Origin of the sequence: Sphingorhabdus wooponensis, from assembly GCF_003933235.1 — a bacterium.
In the GTDB taxonomy this organism is placed as follows: domain Bacteria; phylum Pseudomonadota; class Alphaproteobacteria; order Sphingomonadales; family Sphingomonadaceae; genus Sphingorhabdus_B; species Sphingorhabdus_B wooponensis.
Genome location: NZ_RWJI01000002.1, coordinates 186,288 through 201,422, shown reverse-complemented (window position 1 = coordinate 201,422; position 15,135 = coordinate 186,288). Strand labels below are relative to the sequence as shown.

General features: G+C 55.5%; 10 protein-coding genes and 2 tRNA genes. 8 read left to right on the top strand and 4 right to left on the bottom strand.

The genetic code is table 11. The annotated features are described in order from the left end of the window. The first annotated feature begins 35 nt into the window (after positions 1–35). The 3 genes from D7D48_RS09170 to D7D48_RS09160 are packed head-to-tail and all read left to right on the top strand — an operon-like array spanning position 36 to position 3,641. Entirely contained in the window at positions 36–815 is a 780-nt protein-coding gene (locus tag D7D48_RS09170; protein ID WP_125231117.1) for a lysozyme family protein, read from the top strand. After that, a complete protein-coding gene (gene flhA, locus D7D48_RS09165; RefSeq protein ID WP_125231116.1) occupies positions 812–2,941 on the top strand; it encodes a flagellar biosynthesis protein FlhA in 2,130 nt (709 codons plus the stop codon). The genes D7D48_RS09170 and flhA overlap by 4 nt, the downstream gene beginning before the upstream one ends. Then, positions 2,931–3,641, top strand: a complete 711-nt coding sequence (locus tag D7D48_RS09160; RefSeq protein ID WP_125231290.1) for a sigma-70 family RNA polymerase sigma factor — start codon at positions 2,931–2,933, stop codon at positions 3,639–3,641. The genes flhA and D7D48_RS09160 overlap by 11 nt, the downstream gene beginning before the upstream one ends. A 9-nt stretch (positions 3,642–3,650) precedes the next feature. Here the strand turns inward: D7D48_RS09160 and D7D48_RS09155 are convergent, their stop codons facing one another. After that, positions 3,651–4,583 carry a peptidylprolyl isomerase gene (locus D7D48_RS09155; RefSeq protein WP_125231115.1) on the bottom strand — a complete coding sequence of 311 codons (933 nt, stop codon included), beginning with the start codon at positions 4,581–4,583 and terminating at the stop codon, positions 3,651–3,653. A 79-nt stretch (positions 4,584–4,662) separates the two neighbouring features. On the opposite strand from D7D48_RS09155, the gene D7D48_RS09150 reads away from it, so the two are divergent. Then, positions 4,663–4,752, top strand: a tRNA-Ser gene (locus D7D48_RS09150). 1 nt (position 4,753) lies between these two features. Here the strand turns inward: D7D48_RS09150 and D7D48_RS09145 are convergent. Then, positions 4,754–6,766: a TonB-dependent receptor plug domain-containing protein gene (locus tag D7D48_RS09145; RefSeq protein WP_125231114.1), complete on the bottom strand. Its 2,013-nt coding sequence runs from the start codon at positions 6,764–6,766 to the stop codon at positions 4,754–4,756. A 147-nt stretch (positions 6,767–6,913) separates the two neighbouring features. Here D7D48_RS09145 and D7D48_RS09140 point away from each other — a divergent pair, with 147 nt between their 5' ends. The 3 genes from D7D48_RS09140 to D7D48_RS09130 all read left to right on the top strand — a co-directional run bounded on the left by D7D48_RS09140 (position 6,914) and on the right by D7D48_RS09130 (position 11,429). Further along, entirely contained in the window at positions 6,914–8,410 is a 1,497-nt protein-coding gene (locus tag D7D48_RS09140; protein WP_125231113.1) for a CoA-acylating methylmalonate-semialdehyde dehydrogenase, read from the top strand. A gap of 5 nt (positions 8,411–8,415) precedes the next feature. After that, entirely contained in the window at positions 8,416–9,297 is an 882-nt protein-coding gene (gene mmsB / locus D7D48_RS09135; RefSeq protein WP_125231112.1) for a 3-hydroxyisobutyrate dehydrogenase, read from the top strand. A 131-nt stretch (positions 9,298–9,428) separates the two neighbouring features. Then, a complete protein-coding gene (locus tag D7D48_RS09130) occupies positions 9,429–11,429 on the top strand; it encodes a 3-hydroxyacyl-CoA dehydrogenase NAD-binding domain-containing protein (RefSeq protein WP_125231111.1) in 2,001 nt (666 codons plus the stop codon). A gap of 225 nt (positions 11,430–11,654) precedes the next feature. On the opposite strand, the gene D7D48_RS09125 is transcribed toward D7D48_RS09130, so the two are convergent. Continuing rightward, positions 11,655–11,730 (bottom strand) — tRNA-Val (locus tag D7D48_RS09125). Positions 11,731–11,780: 50 nt separating this feature from the next. Further along, a complete protein-coding gene (locus D7D48_RS09120; RefSeq protein WP_125231110.1) occupies positions 11,781–12,713 on the bottom strand; it encodes a helix-turn-helix domain-containing protein in 933 nt (310 codons plus the stop codon). A 255-nt stretch (positions 12,714–12,968) separates the two neighbouring features. On the opposite strand from D7D48_RS09120, the gene D7D48_RS09115 reads away from it, so the two are divergent. After that, positions 12,969–15,047, top strand: a complete 2,079-nt coding sequence (locus D7D48_RS09115; protein ID WP_245964421.1) for a M3 family metallopeptidase — start codon at positions 12,969–12,971, stop codon at positions 15,045–15,047. Positions 15,048–15,135: the final 88 nt, after the last annotated feature.

The following is a 15,135-nucleotide window of genomic DNA, read 5'->3' as shown; positions in this document are numbered from 1 at the left end:
TGCTGTAGTCAGGTCATGAACACAAAGATGCCCTTATGACTGGCCCGATTACCGCAGCAGCGACGCAGCAGCGTGTGACTTTGGCGATTGCCAAGGCGTCCGCGCGTACGGGCGTTGGTTTTGACTATCTGATGGATCAGGCACAATTGGAAAGTGGTATGCGGCCAGATGCCCGTGCCCAAACATCTAGCGCCACTGGCCTGTATCAATTTACTAACCAGACCTGGCTTGCCACGCTGAAGCGCCATGGCCCATCACATGGGCTTGATTGGGCATCGCGCGCGATTACGCAAAACCGCAACGGTGCATTTTCGGTAGGTGAACCTGACATGCATGCCCAGATTATGGGCCTGCGCACGCATCCTGAAACAGCCGCCATCATGGCCGCTGAACTGGCGTCGGACAATGGCGATTATCTACAATCGCGAATGGGTGGAATCCCGCAGGACGTCGACCTTTATCTCGCACACTTCCTTGGGGCTAAAGGTGCAGGTGATTTTCTTGCCGCGATGCAGGTTGACCCCAATCAGGCTGCTGCACCGCTGTTTCCTTCCGCCGCAGCGGCGAACAGGTCGATATTCTATCGTCCAGATGGGATTCAACGTAGTCTCATCGAAATCCGCGACGGCTTTTCTGCAAAGATGGCCGCTGCCACATCGGAAGGGCAAATGTCATCGCGTTTAGAGCAGCGTTTTTCCAAAACGGCGCTCCGCCGAGCGCCTTTGGCTTTGGCGGAGATGGAGACGATGCCCAAGGGTCTGGATCTCGAATTTGCACGCAGGACATATGAGCGCCTGTCCGGGGTGAAGGCATGATGCGTAACCCAATGTTCGCGGTGCCGTTGGCCGCGCTGAAGGGCAACGCATTGCCCGTGGCCATATTGTTACTGGTCATGCTGATGATCGTTCCGGTCCCTACTATGTTGCTGGATGTCGGCTTCATCGCGAATATCATGATCAGCCTCGCCGTTGTGATGGTCGCAATGAACGTGGCAAAGCCGCTCGATTTTTCGTCCTTTCCGACCGTGTTGCTGCTTGCGACTATTTTTCGCTTGGCTTTGAACGTCGCATCGACGCGCGTGGTACTTGTCGATGGCCATAATGGTCCGGCAGCCGCAGGACATGTCATTGAGGCATTTGGCGCATTTCTGATTGGCGGCGATTATATCGTCGGTCTTTTTGTGTTTGCGGTGTTGATGATCATCAATCTGGTCGTCATCACCAAAGGCGCTGGCCGGGTTTCGGAGGTTTCGGCACGCTTCACGCTGGATGCCTTGCCGGGCAAGCAGATGGCGATTGATGCGGACTTGAATGCCGGTCTGCTAACGCCCGACGAAGCCAAGGCTCGCCGCCAAGAAGTCTCAACAGAGGCGGATTTTTACGGATCAATGGATGGTGCATCCAAATTTGTAAAAGGCGACGCCATTGCCAGTTTGCTTATCCTGTTCGTCAACATTTTCGGCGGTCTTATCTTGGGCATGGTCAGCCACGGCTTGAGCTTTAGCGAAGCTGCGCAAATATACATCATGCTTGCCGTGGGGGATGCGTTGGTGGCGCAGGTGCCTGCGTTATTATTGTCCATTGCCGCCGCAGCCATTGTAACACGTGTATCGTCACCACTTGATTTGGCGGGCCAAATCTCAAGCCAATTTGGTTTCTCACGCGCGTGGGGGCCTGTTGCAGGCATCTTAACGTTGCTGGGCATGGTTCCCGCCATGCCACAGCTTGTCTTGCTTCCTGCGGCTGCGGTCGCGGGCGCAATCTATTGGACATTGCGCAAGGCGGAAAGGGCGCCTGTGCGTGTGGTTGAACCGATCACGGACACGGGGCCAAGTCACCTGATCGAATGGCATGAAGTCGCAGACATTGCACCTATCAAGCTTGAGCTTGGCTATGGACTGGTGAGCTTGGTCGACGAACGCAAGGGCGCAGCCTTGATGGGTCGGGTTACCGCCATTCGCCGTCAATTGTCGCGCGAATTCGGTTTTGTCATGCCCATGGTTAAGGTCGCTGACGACCTGTCCTTGCCCGGAAATGCATATCAAATCCGCATATCGGGCGTGCTGGTGGGCGAAGATCAGGCATGGGCCAATGAATTGCTCGCACTTGATTCGGGCGATTGCCTCGAAGGTCTAACTGGGCGCGCGGTCAAGGATCCGAGCTTTGGCCTTGATGCCCTTTGGATTGCCGAGCGGGATCGCACCGATGCCGTTGCGGCAGGCTACACCGTGGTGGATCCAGCCACCGTTATCGCCACCCATTTGAACCAATTGGTTAGCACGTCTGCGGCGGAGCTGTTTGGCATGGATGATGCCCAGGCGTTGATTAACAATCTCAAGGAAAGCTACCCGCAACTCGCCGCAGGTTTGACGCCCGTGCCATATACGCTGGCGGCGGTTACGACCCTGTGCCGGGCTTTGTTGGCCGAGCGTGTTCCGCTGCGCGATTTCCGCCGCATTGCCGAAGCCATGGTCGACCTCGCCCCGCGCAATCTGGAAATGAACGAGTTGGTCGAGGCGGTCCGGCAAAGGCTTGGTGGGTTGATTGTGCAGACCATCGTCCCCGTCAAAATGCCGCTGCCCGCGATTACCTTTGACAGCGCGTTGGAATCGCTTTTGGTGCAATCGGTCCAATCGGCTCCGCAGGCAAGTTGGCCGTTTGAACCAGAGCTCGCACGCCGTATCATTTCAGTGATTGACGCAGCGGTGCAGCCGATGCTGGTCGCCGCGCGCAGCTTCGCCATCATCACCTCACCATTGTGCCGTGCAGCCGTCGGACGTTTGTTGCGCGCCCAATATAGCGACGTTGCCGTTCTGTCCTTCCTCGAAATTCCTGAAACCAAAAAGGTCGAAGTCATCGCCGTTGTCGGTGGCACCGGACCATTGGCTGAACCCGCTGCAACGGATGCACCGCAAGACATTGGAGACACTTATGTTGATTGAAGCCCGAAATGCGTATGCCACCCCGCAAAAGCTTGATCCGGCGCAACTGGTTGAAACGCATAGCGCATTGGTGCGCCGGATCGCTTGGCATGTGCATAGCCGGATGTCGTCCGCGATTGAAGTGGAGGATTTGATTCAGATCGGCCTTGTCGCTTTGGTTGAGGCGGCGCAGAATTTTGAAGAGCGGGGCATTGCCTTTGCGCCTTATGCGGCGACGCGCATTCGGGGCAATATGGTTGATGCGTTGCGCCTTGATGCGCGTATGGGCCGTGCCGGTATGGCCAATCGGCGCTATTTGGCCGGTATCCGCGCGAAGTTTGAAAAGGAACATATGCGCGCTCCGAATGATGCTGAAATGGCGACGGCGGCGGGGCTTGATCCGGCGGCATATCACGCGATGGTGGCGTCAACGCAGCCTGTGGGGCAGGAATCGATTGAAGACAGCTATTCTGACCATGACATGTGGTTTGCCGATATGTCCGACGCGGCGGATACGATGCTCGAAAAGGCGCAATTGCGTGAAGCGTTGATTGCAAACCTGTCGAAACTGTCCGAACGAGAGGCGCTTATTCTTCAGCTATATTTTGTCGAGGAATTGAACCTTGATGAAATTGGCGAGACCTTAGGAGTCGGTGCGGCGCGGGTGTGTCAGATAAAAAAAGCTGCGCTCGACAAGATGAAGATGATGATGGCGGATTAAGCCCCTCGCTTATTTTGCCTTGCGCCGGACGGGTACTGGAATATTGCAAATGTCCGCGCCGCCCGCTGGCACATTGAAAAACGGGTCGCGCCGTTTGGCCCGCGCATCGGCATAAGCAGCGAAGCTATCGCTTTCGGTGTCCAGATATTCAAAGGCAGGCGCGTCCAGCACTTCATTGCCAAGCCGGATAGACAGGATCGGCACGCGGTCCTCCTCCTTTTCGTAAAAACCAAGCGCGCCGGTGCCACGCGGCAGGCTCGACATATGCTCAATGCCCTCAATCACGCGGCCCACAAGCGCGATGTTGCGATCCAAGTGCCGCGGCGCGTGGCCGATGACAGTGTAAAGTTCAGCGCCACTGCCGGTGTCAGGTGAGAGATTACGGCCAACACCGACCATGCCGTAGCAGTGGATTGGCCAATTGCTTGCGGTATCGGGAGTAGCAACGCCAGCGACGGGAAATCCTTGATGAAAGCTGGTCCACCGAATGATGTTATTTGGCGGAACAAAAATCGGATCGAGCGAATGCGGACGCGTAAGTGCTTCTGGAAAGACATAATCTTCCTCCGACACCACCGCCAACCCCTCCGGCAAAGCCTTTTTCTCGGATGCATCGCCCCATTGCACGACATAATTATCTTGCACGCGGTTAATGCTGGTGCCGTCCCAAAATTTGGTCGCTGCCAGCTTGCGGATATTGCCGACCCACCCTTGGCTGAAGGGTGCAGGCATCAATTGGATGACCACGCGGCGCGGATTGCCTTTCGAATCGGGCGCAAGGTCCATGATCATCAGGTCGGACGATTTAATGGGAACCCATGCCTCTGCTTTGGCTGCCGCCACAATCTCCGAAGGTGCGGGATAGATTTTGGCCTTCTGCGCCAAAAGCGGGAGTGGCGCGCATAAAGCGGCGCAAGCGACCAAAAGCAGATATCTTTTCATCTGATGCATTATGGCAAATCACTGTGCCTTGCGAAAGCGCAAAGGAGCGGCTAGGGGCGTGCGTCCCCAAGGGGAAAGCGGAGACGTGGCCGAGTGGTCGAAGGCGCACGCCTGGAAAGTGTGTATAGGGGTGACTCTATCGTGGGTTCGAATCCCACCGTCTCCGCCAGTTACTTCATTATAAACTTCAGCCCAATCCAGAAGATGCGTGGCGTACCGAGATCGATGGAGCTGTCGATCTTGCGGGTGACGACGGCTTCGTTGAAGATATTCTCTACCCGGCCGGTCAAAGCGACCTGTCGCGTTATGGGCACTTGGGCAAAGCCGTCGAATGTCAGCGCGGAGGGCAGGATGTTGCTTTCCAGATCATCTTCAAACTGTGCGCCCACATAACGGGCGGTTGCAGAGAACACTGATCCGGCATGTGGCGTCCAACGCAATGTTGCATTCGCGGCATGGCGCGGGCTTTGTGCCGGAGACAGGCCATTAAGTGCCGACGCGCTGCCTGAGGCGCGCACTTTGCTATCGCTATATGCGTAAGATCCCGAGAGGGTCATAGTGCCGAAAACGGCCTCGCCACTCAGCTCAAGACCCTTAGCCAAGACAGCATCCACATTGCCCCGCTGACGTAGATTGGGCCCAATGGTGATATTGGCGATGGCATCATTCAGGCGGTTGTAGAAGATGGTCGCGCCAAAGGAGACGCCATTGGCCAAACGCACATCAAAGCCTGCCTCAACGCCGCGCAGTTTTTCAACGTCTAATGCGGCGTTGGCGCGGGTGGCGACGGGGAATACCGTAAAGGGCCGGTAAAGTTCATTGAGCGTAGGCAAGCGGAACCCCGTATATGCCGCCGCGCGCAAGGCAAAGTTATCACGCGCGGCGAAAAGCGCGCCAACCCGCGTACTTGTTTCCCAATTGGAGCGGTTGGCAAAATTGTCATCGCGCACGACAGTGCCATTGGCGCTGCGCTCGGCTAAAAAGCCGTTGCTTATTATCCAGCGATCGGCACGCAGACCGCCGGTCAGCGTTAAGACACCGAGGCTCCAGTCATGTTCAGCAAACACACCAAAGGTCGCACTATTGCCTCCGGCATTACGGCGTGCGGTTACGAGCCCTGTGACTTGGCTATACGCATCTTCAAATAATTCGCCTTCGGCCAATCGGACATCCGCGCCAAGGCGCAAGGGGTGGCCACCGCCAACCGGCGGGCGGACCTCGATTTTGCCGCCAAGCCCTGTGGAGGGCGTATTGCGTTGGTCCAGCGTCTTGCGCAAAGACGTGGCGCTGATCACGACATTCGTGAAATTGCGTGCCTGCACATAAGCTAAGGCATCAAATTGCCAGCGGCCTTGCGATATGATGCGGATGCTGGCGTCTTGCCCTTCGGAACTGCTGTCCGCGCCTGCAAAGCGCAGGGTGCGATTATCTTGGAACAGCAGTCCGCGAAATTGCATCTCCACGCCATCGGCCAAAGGCGCGACCGCGCGCAGACCAGTGGACCAGCTATCATAAGCGGCGCGCACATCGCTTGGCTGCCGCGTAGCGGCAGGCGCGGTGAAAAACCCGTCGCCGCTGTCTAGGCGTCCCGAAAGGCTGATAAAGCCAGCGCCAAAGTCTGTTGTGAGGCCCGCCGACAGTTCGCGTGCATTATCGCTACCGTAAAAAGCTGACAGCGAGACGTTGGCCAAGTCATCACGCTCAGCGCTATTCAGCTCAATCGTGCCAGCGACAGCGCCCGCACCGAAAGCGCCATTGCCGCTGCCGCGCGTTACGCGAACGGAGGACAGGCGTTCCGGCGCAATGGCGCTAAACGGGATATAACCGAAAAACGGGTCAGCTTGCGGCACGCCGTCCAGTAATATGAGCGTTCGGCTCGACGCATTGCCGCCAAGTGCGCGCAACGTTGCGCCTTGGGCGGATGGGTTCGCTGAGCGGCTGTCCGAACGGCGGAACTGCTGAAAGCCTGCAACATCGGCAAGGATATTTTCGATCCGTCCCGATGCCTCGCTGGTGAGGCGCGCGCGGTCGATTTCAACCGCGCCATAAGCGGGATCACTTTTGGTCTGCTCAAGGCCCTTGCCCGTCACGACAATGATTGGTGTAGCATCATCTTGCGCATAAGCGGCGGGTGCGCCGAAGGCGATTGCCACGAAGGATGTGCGGACCAAAAGGGTAATCATCGGCGTTCCTGAAATAGGGAGAAGGAGGCTGTCGGCTTATGTTGTGCCCATATATGCACTGCCGCCGAATTTTGAACCACAATACGCGATGGTTGCAATAATGCATTGATACGCGCATGGCACGCGGACGGAATCAGGAGAAGATATATGCGTCAAATCGATCATTTCATCAGCGGCGGTGCAGGTGCCAGTGCATCGCGTTTTGCTGAGATCATGGATCCCAATAATGGCGGCGTGCAAGCGCGGGTAGTCTTGGGTGACGCAAATATACTTGAACGTGCGGTGCAGGCGGCATTGGCCGCGCAGCCTGCATGGGAAACGACCAACCCGCAGCGCCGTGCGCGCGTGATGTTCGAATTCAAGCGTCTGGTTGAAGCCAATATGGACGAACTGGCGCATATGCTTTCGGCCGAGCATGGCAAGGTCATCGCCGACAGTAAGGGTGATATTCAACGCGGGCTAGAAGTCATCGAATTTTGCTGCGGCATTCCGCATGTGATGAAAGGCGAATATAGCCAAGGCGCTGGCCCTGGCATTGATGTATATTCAATGCGTCAGCCCATCGGCATTGGTGCAGGCATCACGCCATTCAACTTCCCCGCTATGATTCCTTTGTGGATGAGCGGCCCTGCCATCGCGACCGGTAACGCGTTCATCATTAAGCCAAGCGAGCGTGACCCAAGTGTTCCTGTACGCTTGGCTGAACTGTTTATCGAGGCTGGTCTGCCCGAGGGCATTTGCCAAGTTGTACATGGCGACAAGGAAATGGTCGACGCCATTCTTGACCATCCCGCTATTGGCGCGATCAGCTTTGTCGGGTCATCCGACATTGCACATTATGTCTACCATCGCGGCGTTGCCAAAGGCAAACGCGTGCAAGCGATGGGCGGCGCGAAAAACCATGGCATCGTGATGCCCGACGCTGATCTCGACCAGGTCGTCAACGATTTAACGGGTGCCGCTTTCGGCTCGGCGGGCGAACGCTGCATGGCGCTTCCTGTGGTTGTCCCTGTGGGTGATGATACCGCAGAGCGCTTGAAGGCAAAGCTCATTCCGGCAATCGAGGCGTTGCGTGTTGGTGTCTCCACCGATGCAGAGGCGCATTATGGTCCGGTTGTCACCGCGCAGCATAAGGCAAAGGTTGAAGGTTGGATTCAGACCTGTGTCGATGAAGGTGGCGAGTTGATCATCGACGGACGCGGGTTCAAGCTGCAGGGACATGAGGAAGGCTTCTTCATAGGACCAACTTTGTTCGACCATGTCACCACCGACATGGAAAGCTATAAGGAAGAAATCTTCGGCCCCGTCCTACAAATGGTCCGCGCGGCCAGTTTTGAAGAGGCCTTGGCGCTCCCGTCCAAGCATCAATATGGCAATGGCGTCGCAATCTTCACGCGTAACGGCCACGCAGCCCGCGAATTTGCCAGCCGCGTGAATGTCGGCATGGTCGGCATCAATGTGCCGATTCCCGTGCCGGTTGCTTATCACAGCTTTGGCGGATGGAAGCGCTCCGGCTTTGGTGACACCGACCAGTACGGCATGGAAGGCATTAAATTCTGGACCAAGGTCAAGAAGATCACGCAGCGTTGGCCTGATGGGGCACCTGATGGCGGCAACGCGTTCGTCATCCCGACCATGGGATAAGCCAGATGAAAATCGCATTTATCGGGCTTGGCAATATGGGTGGCGGCATGGCCGCAAATCTTGTCAGGGCGGGGCATGCGGTTAACGCCTTTGACCTGTCACGTGATGCATTGTCACGCGCGCAGGATAATGGCTGCGCTACATTTTCGTCTGTGCGCGACGCTGTCGCGGGCGTTGACGCCGTGGTGTCGATGCTACCCAATGGTAAAATTGTCGCGCGTGTTTTTGCAGACGACGTCTTGGGTCATGCCCCCCAAGGTGCAATATTGCTGGATTGTTCGACTATTGATGTAGGCACTGCGCGGCAGGTGACGGCCGATGCTGTCGCTGCTGGCTATGACATGGTCGATGCGCCTGTTTCGGGCGGCATCGCTGCAGCCAATGCAGGCACGTTGACTTTCATGGTGGGTGGCACGGGTACTGCCTTTGCGCGCGCGGAACCGATATTGTCCTGCATGGGCAAAGCGGTGATTCATGCCGGCGCATCTGGTGCAGGACAGGCGGCGAAGATCTGCAACAATATGCTGCTTGGCGCGTCAATGATTGCGACTTGTGAGACCTTTGCCATGGCCGAAAAGCTAGGGCTGGATCTGCAGACCTTTTACGACATTTCGTCGAAAGCTTCGGGCCAGAACTGGTCTATGACCAGCTATTGCCCGGTCCCTGGCGTTGGGCCCACGACACCTGCGGACAATGAGTATCAAGGCGGCTTTGCCACGGCGTTGATGCTCAAAGATTTGAAATTGGCGATGGAAGCGGCGCAATCCGTAAATGCCGACGTACCGATGGGCGAACGCGCGGCGGAACTATATGCGCAATTTGACAAGGCGGGAAATGGTGGCCTCGATTTTTCAGCAATCATCCAAAGCTTGAAAGACCAAGCGTAAAACGCAGGTCGCTGTTATGCTTGGAGCAGCAGGATTGCAAAGCCTGCAGAAAACATATTAGGACTGCCGTACGTTTCTTCATCACTCGACAACCGGCCAGCGTGCCGAACCTTAAAAATTAGGAGTTGCCCGTGCAATCAGTAACCACGCAGAAATTTGACGACGTCCTTGTGGTGCTTGTCGACAATCCCCCTGTCAACGCACTGTCTTGGCATGTCCGTCAGGGGTTGAACGACAGTTTTGAACAGGGCCTGTCGGATGATACTGTAAAAGCCATTGTTCTGCGCTGTGCAGGATCGACCTTTATCGCCGGCGCCGACATCACGGAATTTGGCAAACCACCGCAAGGGCCGGATTTCAACGCTGTGTTGAACATAATTGAAGCTTCCGAAAAACCCGTTGTCGCTGCCATTCATGGCACGGCGCTGGGTGGGGGGCTGGAAACTGCCTTAGTATGCCATTACCGCATCGCTGTGCCATCTGCGCGGCTTGGCGTGCCAGAGGTCAAGCTTGGCCTTCTGCCGGGCGCTGGAGGGACGCAAAGGCTGCCGCGCGTTGTGGGTATTGAGGCCGCCGCTACAATGTGTGCGCTTGGCGAACCTTTGTCGGCAACAAAGGCGGCGTCGATTGGTTTGGTCGACCGTTTGGCTGGCGAAGATAGCTTGGCTGACGACGCCATTGCCTATGCACGCGAATTGATTGCTATCGGCCCACGGCCAACGCGTGAACGCCCTCTGGGCGGTGATGTTGGGATTATTGAACAATTGAAGGCGGCCAATGCCAAGAAATGGAAAGGCTTTGACGCGCCTTATGCCAATCTTGCCTGTGTTGAGGCGGCAACGCGGTTGCCCTTTGAAGAAGGCATGAAGTTTGAACGCGCGGAGTTTGTGAAGCTGATGGCCGGATCGCAATCGGCGGCCCAGCGGCACATGTTCTTTGCTGAACGTCAGGCTGCAAAAATTGATGGATTGGCCAAAGACATTGCGCTGCGCGATATCAAGAAGGTCGGCGTGATTGGTGCGGGCACCATGGGCGGCGGGATTTCGATGAATTTCCTGTCCAAGGGTATCCCTGTGACCATCGTCGAAATGGTGCAGGAAAATCTGGACCGCGGCGTTGGCGTTATCCGCAAAAATTACGAAAATAGTGCAGCCAAGGGCCGCTTCTCGCCTGAACAGGTCGAGGCAATGATGGCCTTGTTGACACCGTCCTTGACATTGGATGATCTCGCCGACTGCGATCTGGTCATCGAAGCGGTCTATGAAAGCATGGACGTCAAAAAAGAGGTTTTTGGAAAGCTCGACATTATTTGTAAGTCCGGCGCGATTTTGGCGTCGAATACATCCTATCTCGATATTGACGAAATTGCCGCGAGCACCGCGCGTCCGCAAGATGTTGTCGGCATGCATTTCTTCTCGCCTGCCAATGTCATGAAATTGCTAGAGGTCGTGCGCGGCGACAAAACCGCGCCGGACGTGCTCGCCACAGCCATGGCGATTGGCAAAAAAATCGGCAAGGTGGCTGTGGTCGCTGGTGTTTGCCATGGCTTTATCGGCAACCGGATGCTGTCCACGCGGCAGCAGCCAGCTATGCAATTGCTGTTGGAGGGTGCAACGCCTGCGCAGATTGACAAGGTGCATACCGATTTCGGCATGCCCATGGGCCCGTTCCAGATGAGCGATTTGGCTGGCCTCGACATTGGCTGGCATCGTGACCCCTCACGGGTTGAGACCATCCGCGATGCCTTGTGCGCCGCTGGCCGTTTTGGTCAGAAGAATGGCAAGGGCTTTTACGATTATGATGAAAAGCGTGTGGGTACGCCAAGCGCCGAGGCATTGGCGATCATCGAAGATTTCCGTGCTACGTCCAACTTGCCGAAGCGCGAGATTAGCAATCAGGAAATCGTTGAACGCACGCTCTATCCTATGGTCAATGAGGGCTATTATATCCTCGAAGAAGGCAAAGCCCAGCGCGCATCTGACATCGATGTGGTGTGGATCTATGGCTATGGCTGGCCGATTTATCGCGGCGGCCCTATGTTCTGGGGCGAACTGGAAGGCGCAGGCAAGATCGTCGAAGCGCTTGAGCGGCATGGCGTCAAGGTCGCAGAGAGCCTGAAGGCCAAAGCCTGATTTTTGCGGTCTTAACCCCGGCGTCGCTTGCGGCGCCGGGTGGAGCCGGAAAGCAGCATGACCGCAGATATGGGAACACGAATCGGCGTGACGAGGGGAACCGAAGCTGCCAGGCCAGATAACAGCCGCATCCAACAGAGATACCGCTGGCTTACCGCATGATTTTGAGAAACGAAAATCTGCTAAATTTTGCGCAGATAATGGCGGATATGCCATTGAAAAATATGGTGGGCGCTAACGGGCTCGAACCGCTGACCCTCTCGGTGTAAACGAGATGCTCTACCAACTGAGCTAAGCGCCCCTCTCGGGAGACGGGCCTTTGCCAAAGTGAAACACATTTGGCAAGACCATTTAGATGATGGGGACAAAACGGGTGCTTACTGCCACAATATAATCATCCATTTTTGCAGAAGTTTCGGGCGAAAGCTCAATAAACACGCGCCGCGCGTCGGCTGGGTCCTGCCGCCGCACGAGCATACCGCTGTCGGTCATTGCAGAAATCCATCGCAAGGCCGTTGTCGGCGGGACCGCAGCGGCGATGCAGAGGCTGGATACCGACACATGCTGCCCCTCTTGCGCGGCTGCTTTGAGATCGAGCAGGATATCCCATGCCGGATCCGCAAAGAGGTCGGGCGGGAAAAACCGTTCGCGTAACCGGCGTAGCTTTATAATTTCGCGCAGACTCAGCTTCGCCGCAACTTCGCGCGCAACCGAAGTTTCGCTTGGAAATCCTTGAAAGCCACCAAGCGGCGCGGCTCTGAAGGAGACCGACTTATCCTTTATTTTGTCCTTGAGGTCTGGATCGGCCATGCGCGCCAGCGTTCGGGCGAATTCAGCCAATTCGTCGCTGATCCGGTGTAGCGACCTAAATTCTACTTCTTGGTCTCTATCATGCAGTCGATCCATACCGCTCCGTCCAAATGCACCCGCCAAAATAGGCATTGCTTCGACGTCATCTGCATTGACCAGAAAGTGACATTGGCCCTGCGGAAACGCCGCAAAAATTACTTCCAGCGACTCCATCTTGGACCAAATCAATGCAGTGCTGCGATATGTTAGGAGATAATGCGTTATTTGCGATACGGTATTGTTGAGTCTATCCGTTTCGGAGCAAAGGTCGATCAGTAGAAAATCGGCGGGCCGCGTTTCGTCCATTGCCACCGGCGTACAACCAGCCAAACTGGCTAACCGCGCAAGTTCGGCATCCCGCTCTAATGACCCTCCGGCGATCATCGCAATGCGTCCATTTTGGCCTGTGGCGGGGTGAGGTGAATTGTCTGGCATAACTTTTCGAACAACTGACTGATAAGATTATGCTTTTGGGAACGCACGAAAAAACGATGACGAAATTGTAAAACTTATCTCCATATTGGAGGAATCAGTTTTGACGGACGGAAGGTTTGCTTACGCTGTGCGATGCGCTATCCCCTTCTGTATGAAGCGCCTGCATAACGGCAGCATGACCCAGAGGAGCAAAATTAGGTGAAAAGACATTTTATTATGATGCGCGCAGCGGCGCTTTTATTGTCAGGAGTATCAATGACAGCGGTTGCACAAACAAAGGAAATGAACACCACGCAGGCAGCCAATGAGCCCGCCTTGCTGCAGGAATGGACAGGCCCTTATGATGGTGTTCCGCCTTGGGATCAGGTTAAAGTGTCGCAATTTCCCGCGGCATTCCAAGCCGCGATGGACGCGTCAAAGGCTGAATTCGAAGCCATGCTGGCAAAGCCAGAAGCCATTAGTTTCGAGAATACAATCACTGCAAGCGAACTGTCAGGCGAGAAAATTGGCCGTTTATTCTCCATCTGGGGTGTTCATTCGTCGAATCTGTCCACTCCTGAAGTGCGCAAGATTCAGGCTGAGTGGGAACCAAAGCTCAGTGCGTTCTTCTCCGAATTGTCTTTGGATGCGCGCTATTTTCAGCGCGTGAAATATCTATATGATCAGCGTGCCAATCTGGGCCTCGATGCCAAGCAGATGCGGCTTTTGGAGCGGACCTATGATGGCTTGGTCCGCAATGGCGCTATGCTGGATGCGGCACAAAAGGCGGAAGTAATCCGTATTGAGACCGAACTGGCAAAGAAGTTTTCCGCTTTTTCCGACAAGGTACTCGCAGATGAAGAAACCTTCATTCTGATTACGCAGGAAGCCGATTTGGCTGGCCTGCCAGAAAGCTTTGTTGCGTCGCTGCAAGCTGCGGCAAAGGCGAAGGGCCAAAGCGGTTGGGCTGTCGTCAACACCCGCTCAGCGGTACAGCCATTCCTTGAAAATTCGACCCGCCGTGATTTGCGTGAAAAAGTCTGGCAAGCCTTTACCAAGCGCGGTGATAACAAGAATGCCAATGATACGAATGCGACCATCGCCGAAATCCTGAAGCTACGTCAGCAGCGCGCGGAGATTTTGGGTTTTGCGACCCATGCGCATTACCGCATGGCCGACACTATGGCGCAGGACCCGAATAAGGCGATGGACCTGATGATGAAGGTTTGGCCGGCTGCGGCCGCGCGCGTGCGTGAAGAAGTTGCTGATATGCAGGCGATTGCCAATGCGGACAACATCACCATCGCGCCGTGGGATTATCGTTTCTACGCCGAAAAAGTGCGCAAGGCGAAATATGACCTCGATCAAGAAGCGGTAAAGCCATATTTCCAATTGGATAATATGGTCGCCGCGATGTTTGATGCCGCAGGCAAATTATACGGCATGAGCTTCACCGAGAATACCGGCACGGTTCCAGTGTTTGAACCCAAAGTGCGGACATTTGAGGTTAGGCGCGATGGCAAGGTCATCGGCCTCTTCTACCTCGACAATTTCGCACGCGCAGGCAAGCGTTCGGGGGCGTGGATGACCACCTATCGCAGCCAACATCGCTTGGGCGGCAAAAACAACATCGTGTTGGCGTCGAACAATAACAACTTCGTGCCCGGTGCCGATGGCGTACCAACGTTGATCAGCATTGATGATGCATCCACCTTGTTCCACGAATTTGGCCATGCAATCCATTATCTGAACTATGATATTACCTGGCCCGGTCTTGGCGGGACACCGCGCGATTTTGTGGAATATCCGAGCCAAGTGAACGAAAACTGGCTACTGACGCCCTATATTCTAAATACATATGCCAAGCATTATAAGACCGGGGAGCCCATTCCGGCGGCTTTGGTCGAGAAAATTCGGGCCAGCGACACGTTCAACCAAGGTTTCGCCACGGTGGAATATCTGTCGAGTGCCATATTGGATATGAAATTGCATAACCGAAGCGAGCCTGTGGCTGATCCTGCTGCCTTTGAACGCGATACGCTGGCAGAAATTGGCATGCCAAAGGAAATGGTCATGCGGCATCGCTTGCCCCAATTTAACCACCTGTTCTCCAGCGATAGCTATTCGGCGGGCTATTATAGCTATCTTTGGTCTGAAACGATGGATGCTGACACCTGGGCCGCCTTCACCGAAAAAGGCGATGTCTGGGACAAGGAAACCGCCGAGCGTTTTCGTTCTATGTTGCTGGCAACGGGCAATGAAACCGACCGGATCGAGGCGTATCGCGCGTTCCGCGGTCGTGATCCTGACGTGAAATATATCATGAAAAAGCGCGGATTTCCGACCGGCGAATAAGGCGCTCTTATGGCATTAAAAAGGGGCGGCGCAGGCAATAATCTGCGCCGCCCCTTTTGTGTTGACCTGCGCCAAATAAGATATAATT

Bases quoted from the DNA above. Each gene is read 5' to 3' on its own strand.
- D7D48_RS09160 (WP_125231290.1), top strand. From the start codon at position 2,931: ATGTTGATTGAAGCCCGAAATGCGTATGCCACCCCGCAAAAGCTTGAT.
- D7D48_RS09120 (WP_125231110.1), bottom strand. From the start codon at position 12,713: ATGCCAGACAATTCACCTCACCCCGCCACAGGCCAAAATGGACGCATT.
- D7D48_RS09140 (WP_125231113.1), top strand. From the start codon at position 6,914: ATGCGTCAAATCGATCATTTCATCAGCGGCGGTGCAGGTGCCAGTGCA.
- flhA (WP_125231116.1), top strand. From the start codon at position 812: ATGATGCGTAACCCAATGTTCGCGGTGCCGTTGGCCGCGCTGAAGGGC.
- D7D48_RS09145 (WP_125231114.1), bottom strand. From the start codon at position 6,766: ATGATTACCCTTTTGGTCCGCACATCCTTCGTGGCAATCGCCTTCGGC.
- D7D48_RS09170 (WP_125231117.1), top strand. From the start codon at position 36: ATGACTGGCCCGATTACCGCAGCAGCGACGCAGCAGCGTGTGACTTTG.
- D7D48_RS09115 (WP_245964421.1), top strand. From the start codon at position 12,969: ATGACAGCGGTTGCACAAACAAAGGAAATGAACACCACGCAGGCAGCC.
- mmsB (WP_125231112.1), top strand. From the start codon at position 8,416: ATGAAAATCGCATTTATCGGGCTTGGCAATATGGGTGGCGGCATGGCC.
- D7D48_RS09155 (WP_125231115.1), bottom strand. From the start codon at position 4,583: ATGAAAAGATATCTGCTTTTGGTCGCTTGCGCCGCTTTATGCGCGCCA.